23 protein-coding genes and 1 other annotated feature are annotated in these 18,098 nt (G+C 35.6%); of the genes, 20 read left to right on the top strand and 3 right to left on the bottom strand.

The genetic code is table 11. The features are described 5' to 3' along the window. The first annotated feature begins 214 nt into the window (after positions 1–214). From agaV (M2098_RS03205) to gap, 5 genes are all read left to right on the top strand, one after another. The gene (gene agaV, locus M2098_RS03205) at positions 215–691 is read left to right on the top strand and encodes a PTS N-acetylgalactosamine transporter subunit IIB (RefSeq protein WP_280681658.1); all 477 of its coding nucleotides are present in this window, start codon (positions 215–217) and stop codon (positions 689–691) included. A gap of 25 nt (positions 692–716) precedes the next feature. After that, positions 717–1,517 carry a PTS sugar transporter subunit IIC gene (locus M2098_RS03200; RefSeq protein WP_280681656.1) on the top strand — a complete coding sequence of 267 codons (801 nt, stop codon included), beginning with the start codon at positions 717–719 and terminating at the stop codon, positions 1,515–1,517. Then, positions 1,507–2,400, top strand: coding sequence for a PTS system mannose/fructose/sorbose family transporter subunit IID (locus M2098_RS03195; protein WP_280681654.1), 894 nt, complete (start codon positions 1,507–1,509; stop codon positions 2,398–2,400). Before M2098_RS03200 ends, M2098_RS03195 begins: the two co-directional genes overlap by 11 nt. Before the next feature lie 209 nt (positions 2,401–2,609). Further along, positions 2,610–3,086 carry a PTS N-acetylgalactosamine transporter subunit IIB gene (gene agaV / locus M2098_RS03190; RefSeq protein ID WP_280681652.1) on the top strand — a complete coding sequence of 159 codons (477 nt, stop codon included), beginning with the start codon at positions 2,610–2,612 and terminating at the stop codon, positions 3,084–3,086. Positions 3,087–3,475: 389 nt separating this feature from the next. Beyond that, positions 3,476–4,492, top strand: a complete 1,017-nt coding sequence (gene gap, locus M2098_RS03185) for a type I glyceraldehyde-3-phosphate dehydrogenase (protein ID WP_280681650.1) — start codon at positions 3,476–3,478, stop codon at positions 4,490–4,492. 92 nt (positions 4,493–4,584) lie between these two features. Here the strand turns inward: gap and M2098_RS03180 are convergent, their stop codons facing one another. Then, positions 4,585–5,001: a DUF4279 domain-containing protein gene (locus M2098_RS03180; RefSeq protein WP_280681648.1), complete on the bottom strand. Its 417-nt coding sequence runs from the start codon at positions 4,999–5,001 to the stop codon at positions 4,585–4,587. Positions 5,002–5,056: 55 nt separating this feature from the next. After that, entirely contained in the window at positions 5,057–5,920 is an 864-nt protein-coding gene (locus M2098_RS03175; RefSeq protein WP_280681646.1) for a radical SAM protein, read from the bottom strand. 83 nt (positions 5,921–6,003) lie between these two features. Between M2098_RS03175 and M2098_RS03170 the strand changes: the two genes are divergently transcribed. From M2098_RS03170 to M2098_RS03150, 5 genes are all read left to right on the top strand, one after another. Further along, complete coding sequence (locus M2098_RS03170; RefSeq protein WP_280681644.1) at positions 6,004–6,483, top strand: pyridoxamine 5'-phosphate oxidase family protein; 480 nt, start codon at positions 6,004–6,006, stop codon at positions 6,481–6,483. 555 nt (positions 6,484–7,038) lie between these two features. After that, positions 7,039–8,373, top strand: coding sequence for a cysteine--tRNA ligase (gene cysS, locus M2098_RS03165; RefSeq protein ID WP_280681642.1), 1,335 nt, complete (start codon positions 7,039–7,041; stop codon positions 8,371–8,373). Then, the gene (locus M2098_RS03160) at positions 8,373–8,753 is read left to right on the top strand and encodes a ribonuclease III domain-containing protein (RefSeq protein WP_280681640.1); all 381 of its coding nucleotides are present in this window, start codon (positions 8,373–8,375) and stop codon (positions 8,751–8,753) included. Before cysS ends, M2098_RS03160 begins: the two co-directional genes overlap by 1 nt. 1 nt (position 8,754) lies before the next feature. After that, positions 8,755–9,474, top strand: a complete 720-nt coding sequence (gene rlmB, locus M2098_RS03155; RefSeq protein ID WP_134169670.1) for a 23S rRNA (guanosine(2251)-2'-O)-methyltransferase RlmB — start codon at positions 8,755–8,757, stop codon at positions 9,472–9,474. A 17-nt stretch (positions 9,475–9,491) separates the two neighbouring features. Then, the gene (locus tag M2098_RS03150; RefSeq protein ID WP_280681638.1) at positions 9,492–10,127 is read left to right on the top strand and encodes a sigma-70 family RNA polymerase sigma factor; all 636 of its coding nucleotides are present in this window, start codon (positions 9,492–9,494) and stop codon (positions 10,125–10,127) included. A gap of 195 nt (positions 10,128–10,322) precedes the next feature. On the opposite strand, the gene M2098_RS03145 is transcribed toward M2098_RS03150, so the two are convergent. After that, positions 10,323–12,092, bottom strand: a complete 1,770-nt coding sequence (locus M2098_RS03145; protein ID WP_280681636.1) for an IS1634 family transposase — start codon at positions 12,090–12,092, stop codon at positions 10,323–10,325. 336 nt (positions 12,093–12,428) lie between these two features. Here M2098_RS03145 and rpmG point away from each other — a divergent pair, with 336 nt between their 5' ends. The 10 genes from rpmG (at position 12,429) to M2098_RS03095 (ending at position 18,001) form a co-directional block, all read left to right on the top strand. Continuing rightward, positions 12,429–12,593 (top strand): 50S ribosomal protein L33, encoded by a 165-nt coding sequence (gene rpmG, locus M2098_RS03140; protein ID WP_067425738.1) that lies wholly within the window; start codon positions 12,429–12,431, stop codon positions 12,591–12,593. Between the two features lie 11 nt (positions 12,594–12,604). Beyond that, positions 12,605–12,787, top strand: a complete 183-nt coding sequence (gene secE / locus M2098_RS03135) for a preprotein translocase subunit SecE (RefSeq protein WP_280681634.1) — start codon at positions 12,605–12,607, stop codon at positions 12,785–12,787. Positions 12,788–12,790: 3 nt separating this feature from the next. Beyond that, positions 12,791–13,378 (top strand): transcription termination/antitermination protein NusG, encoded by a 588-nt coding sequence (nusG, locus tag M2098_RS03130; RefSeq protein ID WP_280681632.1) that lies wholly within the window; start codon positions 12,791–12,793, stop codon positions 13,376–13,378. Positions 13,379–13,436: 58 nt separating this feature from the next. Further along, entirely contained in the window at positions 13,437–14,114 is a 678-nt protein-coding gene (sdaAB, locus tag M2098_RS03125; RefSeq protein WP_280681630.1) for an L-serine ammonia-lyase, iron-sulfur-dependent subunit beta, read from the top strand. Continuing rightward, the gene (gene sdaAA, locus M2098_RS03120) at positions 14,114–14,971 is read left to right on the top strand and encodes an L-serine ammonia-lyase, iron-sulfur-dependent, subunit alpha (RefSeq protein WP_280681628.1); all 858 of its coding nucleotides are present in this window, start codon (positions 14,114–14,116) and stop codon (positions 14,969–14,971) included. Before sdaAB ends, sdaAA begins: the two co-directional genes overlap by 1 nt. A 169-nt stretch (positions 14,972–15,140) precedes the next feature. Next, a complete protein-coding gene (rplK, locus tag M2098_RS03115) occupies positions 15,141–15,560 on the top strand; it encodes a 50S ribosomal protein L11 (RefSeq protein WP_280681626.1) in 420 nt (139 codons plus the stop codon). A gap of 9 nt (positions 15,561–15,569) precedes the next feature. Next, positions 15,570–16,250, top strand: a complete 681-nt coding sequence (gene rplA, locus M2098_RS03110) for a 50S ribosomal protein L1 (protein ID WP_134169682.1) — start codon at positions 15,570–15,572, stop codon at positions 16,248–16,250. A gap of 31 nt (positions 16,251–16,281) precedes the next feature. Further along, positions 16,282–16,414, top strand: a sequence feature (ribosomal protein L10 leader region). A gap of 37 nt (positions 16,415–16,451) precedes the next feature. After that, on the top strand, positions 16,452–16,955 hold the full coding sequence (gene rplJ / locus M2098_RS03105) for a 50S ribosomal protein L10 (protein ID WP_280681623.1): 504 nt from the start codon (positions 16,452–16,454) through the stop codon (positions 16,953–16,955). A 29-nt stretch (positions 16,956–16,984) separates the two neighbouring features. Further along, positions 16,985–17,356: a 50S ribosomal protein L7/L12 gene (rplL, locus tag M2098_RS03100; protein ID WP_067425762.1), complete on the top strand. Its 372-nt coding sequence runs from the start codon at positions 16,985–16,987 to the stop codon at positions 17,354–17,356. A gap of 42 nt (positions 17,357–17,398) precedes the next feature. Then, entirely contained in the window at positions 17,399–18,001 is a 603-nt protein-coding gene (locus tag M2098_RS03095) for a methyltransferase (RefSeq protein ID WP_134169716.1), read from the top strand. Positions 18,002–18,098 lie beyond the last annotated feature (97 nt).

Genomic DNA, 18,098 nt, shown 5'->3' with positions numbered 1-18,098 from the left:
ATAGAAAATTACAAGAAAATACTATCACATAAGTATTTATCTTTGAAAACGCTTATATTGTTGTAAAAACAACAATATATTATGTGATTCACACAATTTTAATAAAAAATGCAAACTCATTAATAATAAGTGCAAATACTTTTACCCTTTGTGTATTAAAATGAAAGTGTAGTGAAGCCTGTCTCGATTTGCACTACAGAAGGAGAGAGAGTATATGCCAAATATTGTTTTAACTAGAATCGACAACCGTCTGATTCATGGTCAAGTTGCTACGCAATGGGCCGGAGTTGTAGGAGCTAACTTATTGTTAGTTGCAAATGATGCGGTGGCTGCTGATGAGTTCCGTCAAGGACTTATGGATATGGCTGCACCTGCATATGCACAAACACGTTACTTCACAATTCAAAAAACGATCGATGTGATCGGAAAAGCAAGTGATGCACAAAAAATTGCAATTATCTGTGAAACACCTCAAGATGTACTAAAACTTGTTGAAGGTGGAGTTCCAATTAAAAAAGTGAACATTGGAAACATGCACATGGCTGATGGAAAACGTCAAGTTGCTACATCAGTTGCAGTTGATGATGCAGATGTTGCAGCATTCAAAAAAATGCAAGAACTAGGTGTTGAGTTAGAAATCAGACGTGTTCCTGACATTGCAGCTGAAGATCTTGCAAAATTATTCAAGTAAATTTATTTAAAAAAGGAGAAAAACGATGGAAATAATTCAAATTGTTTTATTAGCAGTCGTAACATTTATTTTTGCGATTGACCAATTCTCACTAACTGAGTTAATCTACCGTCCAATTATTGCTTGTCCTATTATTGGTCTTGTTTTAGGAGACTTAAATACTGGATTAATTGTTGGTGGTACTTACGAGTTAATGATGGTTGGAAACATGCCAGTTGGTGGGGCACAACCACCAAACGCCGTACTTGGTGGTGTAGTAGCGATGGTGTTTACTGTAAAAGCAAACATGGACATTGACACTGCATTAGGAACATCTGTAATTTTCGCAGTGTTCGGACAATACGCAGTAACATTAACATTCACAATTATGTCAGGATTAATGTCAAAAGCTGATAAAGCAGCTGAAGATGCTAACCCTAAAGGAATCACAGCAGTTAACTTAACTTCAATGTGTATTCTAGGATCATTATTTGCAGCTATGGCTGTAGTTGCTTACATTGGTGGATCTGCTATGCAAAAACCTTTAGCTGATTTCTCTGAAAACTTCTCATGGATTATGGGAGGATTAGGAGCAGCTGGTGGAATGATGCGTTATGTAGGGTTCGCGACTCTATTAAAAATCATGTTATCAAACGACCTATGGGGAATCTACTTTGCTGGATTCGCTGCAGCAGCAGTTTTAGGAAATGTTGAAGCAACAGCTGGAGCAACATTGCTACTAGTAGCATTTATTGGTCTTGCAATTGCACTTTACGACTTTAACACTAGCATTCGTATGAAAGAGAATGCTGGAAGTGGAAATGGAGGTATGACTGATGGCATCTAATGCAACTGTTTATAAAAATACTACTCCTGCTCAAGCTTTAGACAAAAAAACGATGAACAAAATGGTTTGGCGTTCTCTAAATCTTCAAGCTTCATTCAACTATGAAAGAATGCAAGCTGCAGGTTGGTTATGGGGTATTCTTCCAGGATTGGAAAAAATCCACACTGATAAAGAAGACTTAAGTGCTTCAATGGAACACAACCTTGAGTTCTTTAACACTCACCCATTCTTAGTAACATTCGTTATGGGTATCGTTCTATCATTAGAACAACAAAAAGCTGATATTGCTACAATCCGTTCAGTACGTGTTGCAGCAATGGGACCATTAGGTGGAATCGGGGATGCATTATTCTGGTTTACATTAGTTCCAATTACAGCTGGTATTACAGCTAACATGGCAATCGATGGAAGTCTTGTTGGACCTATCTTATACTTTGTAATTACTTTCGGAGTACAAATGGGATTACGTTTCTGGTTAATGAACTGGTCTTATTCTTTAGGAACAAAAGCAGTTACTACATTAACAAAAAATGCAAAAGAATTTACTCGTGCTGCATCTATGCTTGGAGTATTCGTAGTTGGTGCATTAACTTGTAACTACGGAGCAACATCATTAGGAATGATGATTCCAAATGGTACAATAATTGATGAAACTGGTGCTGAAGTTGCTAACTATATCGATATTCAAGCACTATTAAATGGTATCTTACCAGCATTAATTCCATTAGCATTAACTTTAATGTGTTTCTTCTTGATTAAAAAGAAAAACTGGAGTGCTGTTAAATGTATCGCATTACTATTAGTAATCGGTATTGTAGGATGTGCTGTTGGTATTTGGTCAGGTGACTATCAAACACTTATCGACGTACCTTGGCATAACTAAAATATTGGAACTCTCTCTGTTCTAAGGAAAGTGTCGTTCATACGGCACTTTTTGTTGTTTTACGTAGATATGCTAGTATTTTTCATTGTAGTGAATGTGCCAAATAGATATTCAAAAAATAGATTAAAAAATGTGCAAAACTTTGGAAGTAGCGTATACTAGAAGAAAAGGTAGTAAATAGAGAGAGGCTACCAAGGAGGAAATAAATTATGCCAAATATAGTACTAACAAGAATCGATAATCGCTTGATTCACGGACAAGTTGCAACACAGTGGACTGGTGTAGTAGGAGCTAACTTGTTATTGGTCGCAAATGATGCAGTAGCTGGAGATGAGTTTCGTCAAGGGTTGATGAATATGGCAGCACCAGCATATGCACAAACACGGTACTTTACCATTCAAAAAACAATCGATATTATCGATCGTGCAAGTGATGCACAAAAAATTGCAATTATCTGTGAAACACCTCAAGATGTATTAAAACTTGTTGAAGGTGGAGTTCCAATTAAAAAGGTGAATATTGGAAATATGCATATGGCTGATGGAAAACGTCAGGTTGCCACTTCTGTAGCAGTTGATGATGCAGATGTAGAAGCATTTAAAAAGATGCAAGAATTAGGCGTAGAATTAGAGATTAGACGTGTGCCTGATATCGCAGCAGAAGATATCGATAAATTATTCAAATAATAAATAATAAAAAACTAGCAAACGGTCAAAATCGTTTGCTAGTTTATATATATAAGGATGTAAAAGACATTTTTGAGCTACCTGCATTAATTGTTGTGTATGAATGAATAAGGATGATAAGTTCACAGTAATTAGATGCAAAGAAGTAACTAGAGGATATATCTAAAGGTGCATGTGAATTGAATGTCAAAGTGAGAAGTCATGTACATTAATAAATAAAAAAATTGTCTATAATAAATTTGTGTGATGTATTACATAAACCTTTATTTCATGCATGATTCCGCGAAAGTTAAAATTTTCACAAAAGTTGAATTTTTCGGGTGATGTTAATTGACATTAACATTTGTTAATCATATAATGGTTAGGTAAAACGAAGGAGGACTTTTAACATGGCAGTAAAAGTTGCAATTAATGGTTTTGGACGTATTGGACGTCTAGCATTCAGACAAATGTTTGGTGCAGAAGGATATGAAGTCGTAGCAATTAACGATTTAACAGATCCTAAAATGTTAGCGCATTTATTAAAATATGACTCAGCACAAGGAACTTACGCATTAGCTAGTAAAGTAGAAGCTGGTGAAGGTTCAATCACAGTTGACGGAAAAGAAATTAAAATTTACGCAGAAGCTGACGCTTCAAAATTACCTTGGGGTGATTTAGATGTAGACGTAGTATTAGAATGTACTGGATTCTACACTTCAAAAGCTAAAGCAGAAGCTCACATTACTGCAGGAGCTAAAAAAGTTGTTATTTCAGCACCAGCTGGAAACGACTTACCAACAGTAGTATTCGGAGTTAACGAAGGTGTATTAACAGCAGAAGACACAATTATCTCAGCTGCTTCATGTACAACTAACTGTCTTGCTCCAATGGCAGACACATTAAACAAACTTGCTTCAATTAAAGCTGGAATTATGTCAACAATTCACGCTTACACTGGAGACCAAATGTTATTAGATGGACCTCACCGTAAAGGTGACTTACGTCGTGCTCGTGCAGCAGCAGTAAACATTGTTCCTAACTCAACAGGAGCTGCAAAAGCAATCGGATTAGTAATTCCTGAATTAAACGGAAAATTAATCGGTTCAGCACAACGTGTTCCAGTTCCAACTGGATCAAGTACAATCTTAGTATCAGTAGTTGATGGAGACGTTACAGTTGATTCAATCAACGCAGCTATGAAAGCAGCAGCTAACGATTCATTCGGATACACTGAAGACCAACTTGTATCTTCAGACATCGTAGGATCTACTTTCGGATCAATCTTCGATGCTACACAAACAATGGTTATCCCAATGGATAACGGAACTACACAAGTTCAAACAGTTGCTTGGTATGACAACGAAAACTCTTACACTAGCCAAATGGTAAGAACAATTAAATACTTCGCTGAATTAAGCAAATAATTTCAGAAAGCTCACTTAGGTGGGCTTTTTTCTTGCTTAAGTAAACTGAAAAGTGTATAGAAAAAGCCGGTTATATTTATCCGGCTTGTGTTTTATATTTTATCTTTCTCGTTAATGTATAAATCCATATCAATACAAGTACCAGTAATATGGCAAAAATCTATGATTTCTTTTCCTAAGGTGAATGATGGTGTAATTTCATCAGGGTAAAGAATGGGAACGATTTCTAAGTAGAGAGTAACGTCATACTTTTCATGAATTTCTTTTAGTATATCAGTTTTGGGGATTAAATCTTTAATAGTTGTGAGCAATTGATCTTCATTGTTAATGTTGTATTCATTAACGCGACCATACTCCCATAATGAAAATCCAAAAGGATGACCATCTTTTCGGAGTTCATTTCTATCTCTTCTTTTGCTTGGTTCTAATTGTAATATATCTGTGATCGTATCTGGGTTAAAATCTCCGCAAATTGAAAAATATGTATAACATTGGTTTGTTTCTTTCATGTAGTCACCTTTCTATTGTATATATGTGAATATCATAATTGTTATTCGTTAATGATTAAAATAGTTTTTCTTGTTTATGTGTGTTCTTTGCAGCATAAGTGAGTGGATATTGTTTTTGTAGTTGTCCAATGTATTTGTAGAGATGGGTGCGGTATTCGTTTTTATACTCTCTATCTTGATACATACGATTGAGTTTATCATAAAGATGTGGATGGGTTTGGCGAATATTCTGGAAAAATACTTTACGTGTTTGTCCACGCAAATACATCATCCCTGGCATAATATAGTCAAAGTCATGATCATAAGCAAATTTATACAATGTGTGCAAACTTTCTTTGTGATCTGTAATGTATGGAATGATTGGCATTAAGTGAATACCAACAGTCGCACTGGTTTCTTTTTTTATTATAGATGCTGCTTCTAATCGACTTGTTGAACTACTTGCACCGCTTTCTATCTGTTTTGCAATATCATCATTTGTTGTTGTCACAGTAAATGCAATATTAACTGATGCAACTTCTGATAACTGTTTCCACAAATCTAAATCACGTAAGATGAGTGCAGACTTCGTTGAAATATTTGTAGGCCACTTATGTTTGATTAAAACGGCTAATACGTCGCGCATCAATTCAAATTTCTTTTCAAGTGGTTGATAGCTGTCGCATACACCACCTAAGTTAATAGTGCCTTTTTCTTTGATCTTGGATAGTTCTTTATCCAAAACTTCAGCAATATTTTCTTTTACAAAGATGGTTTCATAATAATCATCAGATTCCATGTATTTGTGCGAGTAGAGTGCATAACAATATATACACTTATGCATGCATCCTCGATAAATATTTAAGTCATAAGGAAAAGGAAGCCGTCCTGGCTTCAATTTATGTAATGCACTTTTCGCTTGAATGATTTGAATGTTCATATATCTATAGTAGCACGATTTATAACAAGGGGGATGTTAGAATGACAAGCAGTGTATTATAATATAGAAAAATGAGGTGCAAGATGCGAAAAGCAAATAGAGAGATTAAAGATCGAAATGAAGTATTACAAGTAATAAAAAATAGTGATGTATGTCGAGTTGCATTCTTTGATGAAGAGTATCCATATATACTGCCATTTAACTTTGGTTTTACTGAGGAAGGTGGCCAACTTGTTTTATATTTTCATGGTGCTTTGGAAGGTAGAAAATATGAACTGATGCAAGCAAATCCAAATGTAGGGTTTGAAATGGATGGAAAGCATGAGTTGATGTATGATCATGAACACGGTAACTGCACAATGGCATATGAAAGTGTAGTAGGAACTGGGAAAATAGAAATTATCGATGATACAGATTTCGATAAGAAAATGAAAGGACTACAAATTATTCTAGATCATTATCGTGAACCAGATTTTCCAATCAATGAAAAGGTTGTTTCTTTTACAAGAGTATTTAAACTAACCGTTACTGAGATGAAAGGAAAACGTCGACCTGCATTATAACCCGGGAAATGATAAAAAATAATAATCCCTATTTGCACAGTGTTGCTAAAATAAATGCAATTAAGGCGGTTAGAAATTAACCAAAAGTATTTACTTTAGTGAATAATAGTTATATTACAAGGATATATTAATCTATTTGTATTCAAGATGAACCCACCAGAGAATCATCTTGAAAAAGTAAAACTAGTCATTGATATGTCATTAAATTCCACCAAAAAACTTACTTTTTGATACTATTACTCTAAAAAATGCGATTAAATGGAGGGTTAGTAGCAACACTGTGCAAATAAGGATTTAAAAATAATAAAAAACTGTTACTTTTGTTGATAAAAGTAGGTGTTTATGAGTATAATGTGCAAGAACATCCATGATGAAGAAAAGAACATAGAAAACGTGTATAGCGAGAACTTGGTTGGTGAAAAAGTTTGACGTGACTGTGCAGATGCAACTTCTAGATGAACCGTATCCTTGACGTTATCAAGCAATGAGAACCAAGTAGAGTGGAACCGCGACTTTTCGCCTCTATGATGGTTTTTTTATTTTTTGGAGGAAGCTATGAAACTATATAACTCATTACATAACAAGATTGAAGAATTTAAACCAATTGTGGAAGGAAAGGTTTCCATGTATGCATGTGGACCAACGGTTTATAATTATCCACATATTGGAAATGCAAGACCAATTGTAATTTTTGATACTTTAAAGAAAACCTTTGAAGCAAGTGGCTATGAAGTAAAGTATGTAAGTAACTTTACGGACGTAGATGATAAAATCATCAACAAGGCACAAGAAGAAGGTGTAAATGAAGATATTATTAGTGAACGCTACATTGATGCATATAATGCAGACCGTGCAGCACTACATGCAAACTTACCTGATGCAACACCTCGAGTAACCGAAACGATGGATGCGATTATTGCCTTTATTAAGGATTTAGTTGACACAGGTTTTGCCTATGAAATTGATGGCGATGTATATTTTCGCGTAAATAAAGTAGATGCCTATGGAAAACTGTCTGGTCAAAAAATTGAAGACTTGGTCGTTGGGGCAAGAATCGATGAAAATGATAAGAAGGAAAGTCCATTAGATTTTACATTGTGGAAACAAACGGATAAAGGAATCAAATGGGATTCACCATGGGGACAAGGACGTCCAGGATGGCATACGGAATGTGTGGTTATGATTTCCAATGAATTTGGTGGAACCCCAATTGATATCCATGGCGGGGGAATGGATTTAAAATTCCCACATCATGAAAATGAAATGGCGCAAAGCTGTGCACATGATCATAGTGGACTTGCCAATTACTGGGTACATAATGGAATGGTAAACATCGATGGTGAAAAGATGTCAAAATCTCTAGGAAATGTAATTTGGGCTCGCGATTTCATTGAAAAACTTGGCGGAAATCTTGTGCGTTGGGTACTATTATCTGCACACTATCGTGCACCACTGAACATCTCAGAAGAAACCATTGATACTGCAAGAAAAGAGCTTGATAAAGTAAGCAATCCATTAAAGCAAGCATATGTGAAATTATCACTTGCCGGTGCAAGTAGCAAAGGTGAAGTAATAGATGCAGAATTTGGACCATTTATTGAAGCAATGCAAGATGATTTAAATACAGAGAATGCATTTATGTCACTATTTGATACAGTAAAGCGTTTTAATCAAAACTTACGTCAAAGAGAAATTGATGTTGATGTGGTGGCAAACTACATTGAAACGATTCAAAAAATGCTGTATGTATTAGGGATTGAAATTGCACCTATCGTATTGAGTGATGAAGATAAACACTTATACCAAAAATGGAATGAAGCAAAAGCAAATAAAGACTTTGATGTTGCTGATAACTATCGTCAACAACTACAAGAAAAGGGAATTCTCTAATGGAATTGCAAGGGTTAAATGGAACTACCTTAGCATATATTGGAGATGCTTTATATAGTTTACAAATACGTGAGTATTTGGTAGAGAAGGGGTTACAAAGACCCAATGATTTACAAAAAGAAAGCGTGAAGTATGTAAGTGCAGTTGCACAAGCAAAGTTTTTACAAGCGATGCTTGAACAAGAACTACTAACAACAGAAGAACAAGCGATCGTAAAAAGAGGACGCAATACAAATATTCACTCGCGTGCCAAGAATGCAGATATGATGACGTATCGATTTTCAACAGGTTTTGAAGCCTTGTGGGGATACTTGTATCTATCTAAACAAAGGGAACGTATAGACGAGTTATTGAAATTTGTACTTGCACAGGAGGTGTAAGATGACACAAATTGTTTTCGGAAAGAATGTCGTTCGACAATTACTAAATGATAATAAAAATATTCATAATTTATGGATTTTAGAAGGATTTAAGGATAAAGAGATTTTATCGTTAATATATAATCGAAAGATTTCGTTTAAGAATTGTGGACGCAAAAAACTTGATGAACTTGCAAACGGGGGAAATCACCAAGGGATTGTAGCTGAAATTGATGCGTATAAATATGCAGATATTCATCAGTTGGTTGATTCCATTGATAAAGAATATCCACTGCTTGTGTTGTTGGATGGACTAGAAGATCCACATAATTTGGGAGCTATATTACGAACATGTGATGCAGTTGGTGCAGATGGAGTCATTATTGGAAAACATCGTAGTGTATCATTAAATCCAACGGTTGCCAAAGTATCCACAGGTGCAATTGATTATGTGCCTGTATGCCAAGTTACAAATCTAGCAAATACCTTGCGTGATTTGAAAAAGAAAGGCTATTGGGTGATTGGTAGTGATATGTATCAAGCGCAAGATTATAGTACACCTGACTATAAAATGCCAATTGTATTAGTGATTGGTAGTGAAGGGTATGGAATGAGTGATGTAGTAAAGAAACAATGTGATATGTTTGTTAGTTTACCGATGGTCGGACATGTTACTTCTTTAAATGCATCAGTTGCCTGTGCAGTACTCCTATACGGAATCTATACAAATAGAAATAAATAAAGTTAGGGGGTGAAATTGTGAGTCATTGTCATCAAAATGACAATGAGCTTCTATATTTGATTCGACAGGGCGATGAAGAGGCATTGTCATTATTAATTGACAAATATAAGCGAATCATTCGTGCATATGTGCACGGCTATAGTAGTAAGGTGAAGACATCTTGCGATTTAGAGGATTTGTATCAAGAGTGTATCATTGCATTATACAAAGCAGCCAACACGTACAAAGAAACAATGGACTGTAAGTTTAGTAGTTACTATCGTGTCGTGATGGAGCGTACGTGTTACAACTATCTTCGTTCTGCATATAATTTGAAAAATCGTGCCAATCAAAGTTTATTATCTCTTGATCAATATGTATGTGAACAAGGCGGCTTACTAATTGGAGATATTATCGCTTGCGATCCTTGTATTGAACCAACATGGGCATTTGAGATTAAGCAACAAATGGTATCCATACGGAGTTGTGTGAAAAACATGGGTGAGAAAGAACAAAAGATATTTACTTTATGGGAACTAGGTTACTCATATAAAGAGATATCAAGGATTCTATCTGAAGCAGAAAAAACGATAGATAATACGATGTATCGTTTGAAAAAAGATTTGCGAATTCAAATGATACGTGCAGGATATAAACTACCCTCAAAAAAATGAAATTAACTAACAAGGAAAATGAGCGTATGTAAGTGAAATACGTGCTTTTCCTTGTTTGTTTGTGGTAGGATAAATGTTAGACATTCATTGACTAAGTAACTTGACTTTAGAAGTTAAAAAAGCATAAAAAATGGCTAAGCCCTTTATTCATAAGGTTTTAGCCATTTTTAGTTTCACACTTTTTTGTAGTGTATTTTACTCTTTTTTGCTAGTTGCTATAATATTTTTGATTTTTGCTAGTGTCATTCGGTATTTTGATGTATCCAATCCAAATGTCTCATCTAATAAGTCTATTATCTCGTTGCGATTTAAACATTGATAAATATTCTCAGTTACCAAGGTGTAGTTAAAACTTCTAAGGCCTTCTATTAACTGTTGTGGTGAGTATTTGCGTTCAATCTCATGTTCAATCACACGTATTAATAGTAATGATAAGAAACATGTGAAAAAGTGCGATTCAATATGATCATCTCTTGATACGTGTGCTGGTCGGGATTCTAGTTCACTTTTTGTGATTTTAAATGACTCCTCGATTTTCCATAACCCACGATAGGTATTTAAGATTTCTATATCACTTAGATTCGTTTCACTAGTCACGATTGAATAATACCCATCATATTTCTCTTCTTCTTCAATCTTGTCATAATTTATATGACGCATAATGTTATCATTCTTCTTTTTTTGTAATAGTTCACCTGTCGATTGATCAATTACATTTTCTTCAATATAATTCATGCAACCATAGTTAGATGCTTGTGTATATTTTCCGCTTGATTCAATTAGACGCTGCGCCTTCTCAACTGATTCCAGTCTTTTCATTTTTTGTCTTTTTGCATACTTTGGACTATAGTAAACTACTTGCTTTTGTTTGATTGTGACCTCATGGTTTCGTTTGCCATTTTCTTCGATTTTAATTGTCTTTCCAATGATTCGAGACTTTATTTTAAATGCATCAATAACTTCATTCTCATCATCACCTGTAATTGTGTCGGAATGATCATTGTGAGTTATATATCCGTCTTCATCAAGGACCCAGTCACGATATTTCTTATCTGCTCCTCGAATACTTTGGCTATATACATAACCATCTCCTTTACCATGTGTATAGAAAATGTTGTCACTTGTATTTAGTCCACGATCTGCAACTACAATAACTCTGCCTATATTGTAGTCAATTTTGCATCGATTGATTACAGGACGTAAGTTTACTTTTTCACTCTCGTTACCAGGGAAGAGATGGTATGCCATTGGTATCCCATTCGAATCCATCAATAATCCCATTTGAACGATTGGTGTTTTTCTGTGTTCCTTACTTGGACCTTTTTTTCGAATCCCTTTTTCTGAATCAATTTCAAAATAATAATTTGTGCAGTCAAAGAATGCATGTTCATTAGATCTTCCATATTTTGCTTTTACACTTTCATGTAAATAAGCTTGTAGTTCATTACGTAATGGATAGAGTCGAGTTAATACATCGTAAATAGCATCTGAACTTGAAGCTAATTTCTCAAAATACATAGAAGATGATTTGAAAGTAGCGATTTTCGATTCCGGTTTTAAAATTCTTGAGAATACAAGTAAACAAATGACATTATTGAAATTGTATTCAATCTTCGTATTCCGTTGTTTATTCTTGAAAAACTCAGGAAGCTTCAATGAAGAATAAACAGATTGGAGAAACACATATCCTAGGTTTTTAACTTGGCTTTGGTTAATGGGTGTGCGTTGATTCATATCTAAAGAGACAGTGATAGAATCTTGGTTGTTAGCCTTTGCTTCTTCAGTTAAACGTTTGGCTTCAGCTTTGAAATGAGCGAGAGGATCATCATAGAGTTTCTCTAGGTCATCAAGAAAACCAATACGTTTAATGTGTTTTTGTCTAGGTATTCCATTTTTATCACGATACCCTTCATAATAAGCAAGAACGATACGACCAGCAGAGTTTTTATTTTTCTTAACGAACATAGAGGATCCTCCTAATATAGGTATATTATACCACATCACATAACAACACACAACACTTTAGTGTAAAAGTATTGACAAAAAAACATCGAAATAAATCGATGAACAAAAGGTAAATGATGATTATGGTTGTTTTTTTGCTTCTAAACTCGGGGAATTCAAATGATACGTGCAGGATATAAACTACCCTCAAAAAAATGAAATTAACTAACAAGGAAAATGAGCGTATGTAAGTGAAATACGTGCTTTTCCTTGTTTGTTTGTGGTAGGATAAATGTTAGACATTCATTGACTAAGTAAAGGTCATATGATAAAGTAATAAGGCAATGAGGTGATATCGTGGCTAATAATGGACAAGCACAAAAAGTGATACTGACATGTAGCGAATGTTTATCACGTAATTATTCAACAAAGAAGAATAAAACAACCTATACAGAACGTATGGAAATTAAGAAATTTTGTAAAAAGTGTGGAAAACACACGATTCATAAAGAAACGAAGTAGGAGGAATCGAGATGTTAAAATGGTTTAGTATCCGTGGGATTATAACTGAAATCAAGCGAATTCGTTGGTCATCACCAAAAGAACTTGCAAAAGATAGCGCAACTGTAATTATCTTTACAGCTGCATTTGCATTATTCTTTTTGGCATGTACAGCGTTCAATGCATGGTTCTTGACGGATTTATTAGGTGTATAATATATGAGTGAAATAAAAAAAGAATGGTATGTAGTAAATACATATGCAGGACATGAAAATAAAGTAAAGTTGAACTTGGAACGTCGTGTAGAAACAATGGGTCTACAGGATTCACTATTCCAAGTAATCGTTGCTGAAGAAACAGAAATCGAATACAAAAACGGTAAAAAAGTTGAGAAGGTAAAAAACCTTTTCCCTGGATACTTATTTGTTGAAATGATGATGACTGATGAAGCTTGGTATATTGTTCGTAATACACCAGGTGTTACAGGATTTATCGGTTCAAGTGGTGGTGGGGCAAAACCATTCCCAGTTGCTGAAGATGAAATTGATTCCATCCTACGTCGTTTAGGAATGAGTGAAAAGAAAGTCAACGTGAATTTCGAAGTTGGAGATCACGTGCGTATTCTTGATGGACCATTTGCAAACATGGAAGGAACAGTTGAAGAATTAAATGCAGAAACACAAGTTGCAACTGTATTAACAACGCTGTTTGGTAGAGAAACACCTGCAGAAATTGGATATGCTGATTTAGAAAAGTCAGAATATACAAAAACATTAGAAGATGTAAAACTAGTGGAAGAAGAATAATCTTCTACTTTTTTTATGGAATATGATATAAAATAAACGTGGAAAGGTTGGACGTATTATGAAAGAAATAAGCATGTTTGATGTCATTGGTCCAAATATGATAGGACCTTCATCAAGTCATACCGCAGGGGCATGTCGAATTGCACAAATTGCACGTCGTATTGCTAATGAAAAAATTGTAGATGTACGTTTTGATTTATATGGTTCATTTGCCAAAACATATAAAGGCCATGGGACAGATCGCGCGCTTGTTGCTGGTATGTTAGGCATGAATCCAGATGATGAACGAATCAAGGATTCATTTAGTTGTGCTAAAGAGGCGGGACTCGCTTTTACATTTAAAGAAAAACACGATCCTGCATTTGCACCAAACACGGTAATCATTCATATGGTGGATCAGTTTGGTGTGGAATACAAGATGCGTGGAGAAAGCGTTGGTGGTGGAGAAGTAATGATTAATTCCATCAACGGAGTTGAGGTAAATCTAAGTGGAGAATATGACACGATCGTAGTGAAGCAACAAGATGCTCCAGGAGTCATTGCTAGATTATCAAGTATTCTTGCCAAATATGGAATTAATATTGCCTTTATGAAACTCTATCGCGAAGACAAAGGGAAGATTGCCTATACGATAGTTGAAGTCGATGAATATTTTGATAATGCATTATTTGAAGAATTACGCAAAGATCAAGCGATTTTAAGTGTATCCTATATAGCTAGATTGGAGTGGGACTAATGTTTAAAAGTGCAAAAGAATTATTCGCTTTAACGAAAAAAGAAAACTGTAGAATTTCACAAATCATGGTGAAGCGTGAAATGGAAGTATTCAACCGTAAAGAAGAAGATATATATTTACGAATGGAAAAATCGTGGACGATTATGAAACAAGCAGCGCATAAACCAATTCATCAAGAACTGGAATCAATGGGTGGATTTCTTCGCGAAGAAGCAAAAGATATGCAAGCGTTTATCGAAAGTGGGAAAAGCTTTTGTGGGGAGCTTGTTGATAAAGCGGTACTATATGCACTAGCAGTCAGTCAAGTCAATGCTTCAATGGGACTGATTGTTGCGGCGCCTACAGCAGGTGCTAGTGGAGTGCTGCCAGGATGTTTTGTCGCATTACAAGAAGTTCGTGGTTTTAGTGATAAACAGATAATTGAAGCACTGTATAATGCAAGTGCGATTGGTTATTTAACGATGCGTAATGCAAATGTGTCTGGTGCACAAGGTGGTTGCCAAGCTGAGGTTGGTACAGCAAGTGCAATGGCAGCAAGTGCCATAGTGGAACTAATGGGTGGAAGTGTGCAACAATCACTGCATGCAGCAAGTCATGCATTTATGAATATCTTAGGACTTGTATGTGATCCAATTTGTGGATTGGTAGAAGTGCCTTGTCAAACAAGAAACACAGTTGGTGCAACAAATGCTCTGATTTGTGCGCAAATGGCAATGAGTGGAATTGCCAATGTAATTCCTTTAGATGACATGATTGAAGTCATGGAAAACGTTGGTCACTCTTTACCAGCAACCTTACGTGAAACCGCCATGGGTGGTAGTGCAAAAGCAAAACACATTTGCAAAGGATGCAAATAAAGATACATTACGAATTATGGCACGTAGAAAGTTGCAAGAATGCTTGCATTTCGCGTGCTTTTATTATATTATAAGGAAGCCTGTTTAGGCATAAGCTTACTATGCGTGGTAGGAAGGTGCGATCCTTTCGATTGACCACTGCATAAGACAAAGAAAACGGAGGTGTCTTATGAGCAAGAAAAAAATCGCAAAAGTAGCGAAGCTACAATTCCCAGCAGGGGGAGCGAAACCAGGACCTGCATTGGCATCAGTTGGAATCAACATGCCTCAATTTACACAAGCATTTAACGATGCTACTAGAGACCGTCAAGGTGATATCGTTCCAGTAATCATTACTGCATACGAAGACAAAAGTTTTGATTTTGTATTAAAAACTACACCAGCTTCAATCTTATTAAAGAAAGCCGCTAACGTAAACAAAGGTGCAAGTGACTCAAAAGTTTCTGTTGGAACTATTAGTGCTGACAAAGTTCGCGAAATCGCTGAATACAAAATGCCAGACTTAAATGCAAACGATATTGATGGAGCAATGAAAATCATTGCTGGTACTGCTCGCAACATGGGTATTGTTGTCGAAGGTATGGAATAGGAGGTCACCATGGCTAATAAAGGTAGAAAATATTTAGAAGCTGCAAAATTAGTAGACGCTGAAAAAACATACGCTATTAACGATGCAATCGCTTTAATTAAAAAAGCAAGTTACGCAAAATTTGACGAAAGTGTTGAATTATCAATGCGTTTAAACGTTGATCCACGTCATGCGGACCAACAAATCCGTGGAGCTATCGTTCTTCCAAACGGAAGTGGACGCACACAAAAAGTTTGTGTTATCGCTCAAGGAGCTCAAGAACAAGAAGCGAAAGATGCTGGAGCAGATTTCGTTGGTGGAAAAGAATTAATCGACGATATGAAAAAAGGTTGGTTAGATTTTGATGTAATCGTAGCAACACCTAACATGATGGGTGAACTAGGAAAAATTGGGAAAATCTTAGGACCTAAAGGTTTAATGCCAAACCCTAAAACTGGTACAGTAACAATGGACGTGAAAAAAGCCGTTGAAGATATCAAAAAAGGGAAAGTAGAATACCGTGTTGATAAAGATGGAAACATCAACGTACTTATGGGTAAAGTAAGTTTCGATGATGCAAAATTAGTTGAAAACTTCAACACATTATACGATGTTGTAGCTAAGGCTCGCCCAGCTGCAGTAAAAGGACAATACTTCTTAAATATTACAGTAAGTAGTACAATGGGTCCTGGTGTCAAAGTTGCAATTTAATTGTTGACTTTATCGTAGATACCATATAGAATAACAATGTTTCAATATGCCATAGACAGTAACGGCGCAAGCTTAATCATGTTACCGAGGTAAATGAGAAAAAGATGATAAACTTTTAACTCGTTTTGTCTATGTAAGGATAAGACGAGTTTTTTATTCTCTTAGGTATATTGATCAAATATAAGTAAGAGGAGGTTAAATATGAAAGAAGCAGTATTACAAGCAAAACAGGAACTCGTAACTGAAATTTCTGACAAGTTCAAAAATAGCTCAAGTAGCGTTATCGTTGAATACCGTGGGTTATCAGTTGCTGAAGTTACTGAACTTCGTCGTGAATTACGCGAAGAAGGTGTAGACTTCACAGTTTACAAAAACTCAATGGTAGTGCGTGCTGCAGAAGATGCTGGTTATAGTGATTTAAAAGAAAGCTTAACTGGACCTAACGCATTCGCATTCTCAGAAGATGCAGTTGCACCTGCAAGAGTATTAGCAAAATTTGCGAAAACTCACAGTGCATTAGTAATTAAAGCTGGTGTGGTTGAAGGAGAAGTTGTTGGAATTGACACAATTACAAAACTATCAAAACTACCAAACCGCGATGGTATGATCTCTATGTTCTTAAGTTGCTTACAAGCACCTATTAGAGACTTCGCATGTGTTGTATCAGCAGTGCGTGACCAAAAACAAGAACAAGAACAAGCTTAATAAAATAACATATAGGAGGAAAATTTATCATGGCTAAATTAAATAAAGATGACGTAATTGCTTCTCTAAAAGAGATGACAATTCTTGAATTAAACGAACTAATCGAAGCAATCGAAGAAGAATTCGGAGTTACTGCTGCTGCACCAGTTGCTGTAGTTGCTGCTGATGACGGAGCTGCTGCTGGGGAACCAACAGAAGTTACTGTAACAATCACAGAAGTTGGAGCTTCAAAAGTTAACGTAATTAAAGCAGTACGTGAAATTACTGGATTAGGATTATTAGAAGCGAAACAAAAAGTTGAAGCTACTCCTGCAGTAATTAAAGAAAACATTCCAGTAGCTGAAGCTGAAGAAATCAAAACTAAATTAGTTGACGCTGGAGCAGCTGTAGAAGTTAAATAATTTTACATTATCTTACTTATTAACACCAAAGGATGTGGTATGATGTCTCACTATTTCGAAGATAATAAACATACAAAATCTAACCGGAAGGAATTCTCTTTCCGGTTTTGGTGTTTTGATTCAACCTTCATAAGTGACCATGGTGTCTTTAGTAAAGATGGTCTTGATGTAGGTACAAAAGTCCTGTTAGAAAGCATTGAAAATGAAGAATTCAAAGGTGATATTCTTGATTTGGGATGTGGATTAGGGACGGTTGGAATCTTGTTTAAAAAACGCTATCCACAAACACGTGTAACGATGGTTGATGTAAATGATCGTGCACTTGAACTAGCAAAAGAAAACGCGCAGAAGAATCAAGTTGATGTAGAGACTTTAAAGTCTGATGGTTTTGATTCTTTACATGAACGAAGATTCGAAAGCATTATTACCAATCCACCCATACGTGCAGGTAAACAAGTTGTTTATAAATTACTAGCTGATAGTTATGCACATTTAGTGGATGATGGGTGTTTGTATTTTGTGATGCGTAAATCACATGGTGCAAAAAGCGCGCAAAAGTATGTAGAGTCGATATTTGGTAATTGCCAACTACTGGCAAAAGACAAGGGGTTCTACGTATATAAGTCAAGTAAGAAACTCAAATAAATGATTGACAGATTGACAAAGTGTTGGTAATATAATAAATTGCAATAAAGTAAAATTTTATGATGGGGTTACATGCCCTTTTCGTCGTTTTAAAATA

Source organism: Breznakia sp. PFB1-19 (genome assembly GCF_029893935.1).
Lineage (GTDB): Bacteria > Bacillota_I > Bacilli_A > Erysipelotrichales > Erysipelotrichaceae > Breznakia > Breznakia blatticola.
Note: the sequence above shows the minus strand (reverse complement) of the source record. Positions and strands in the feature narration are given on the sequence as shown.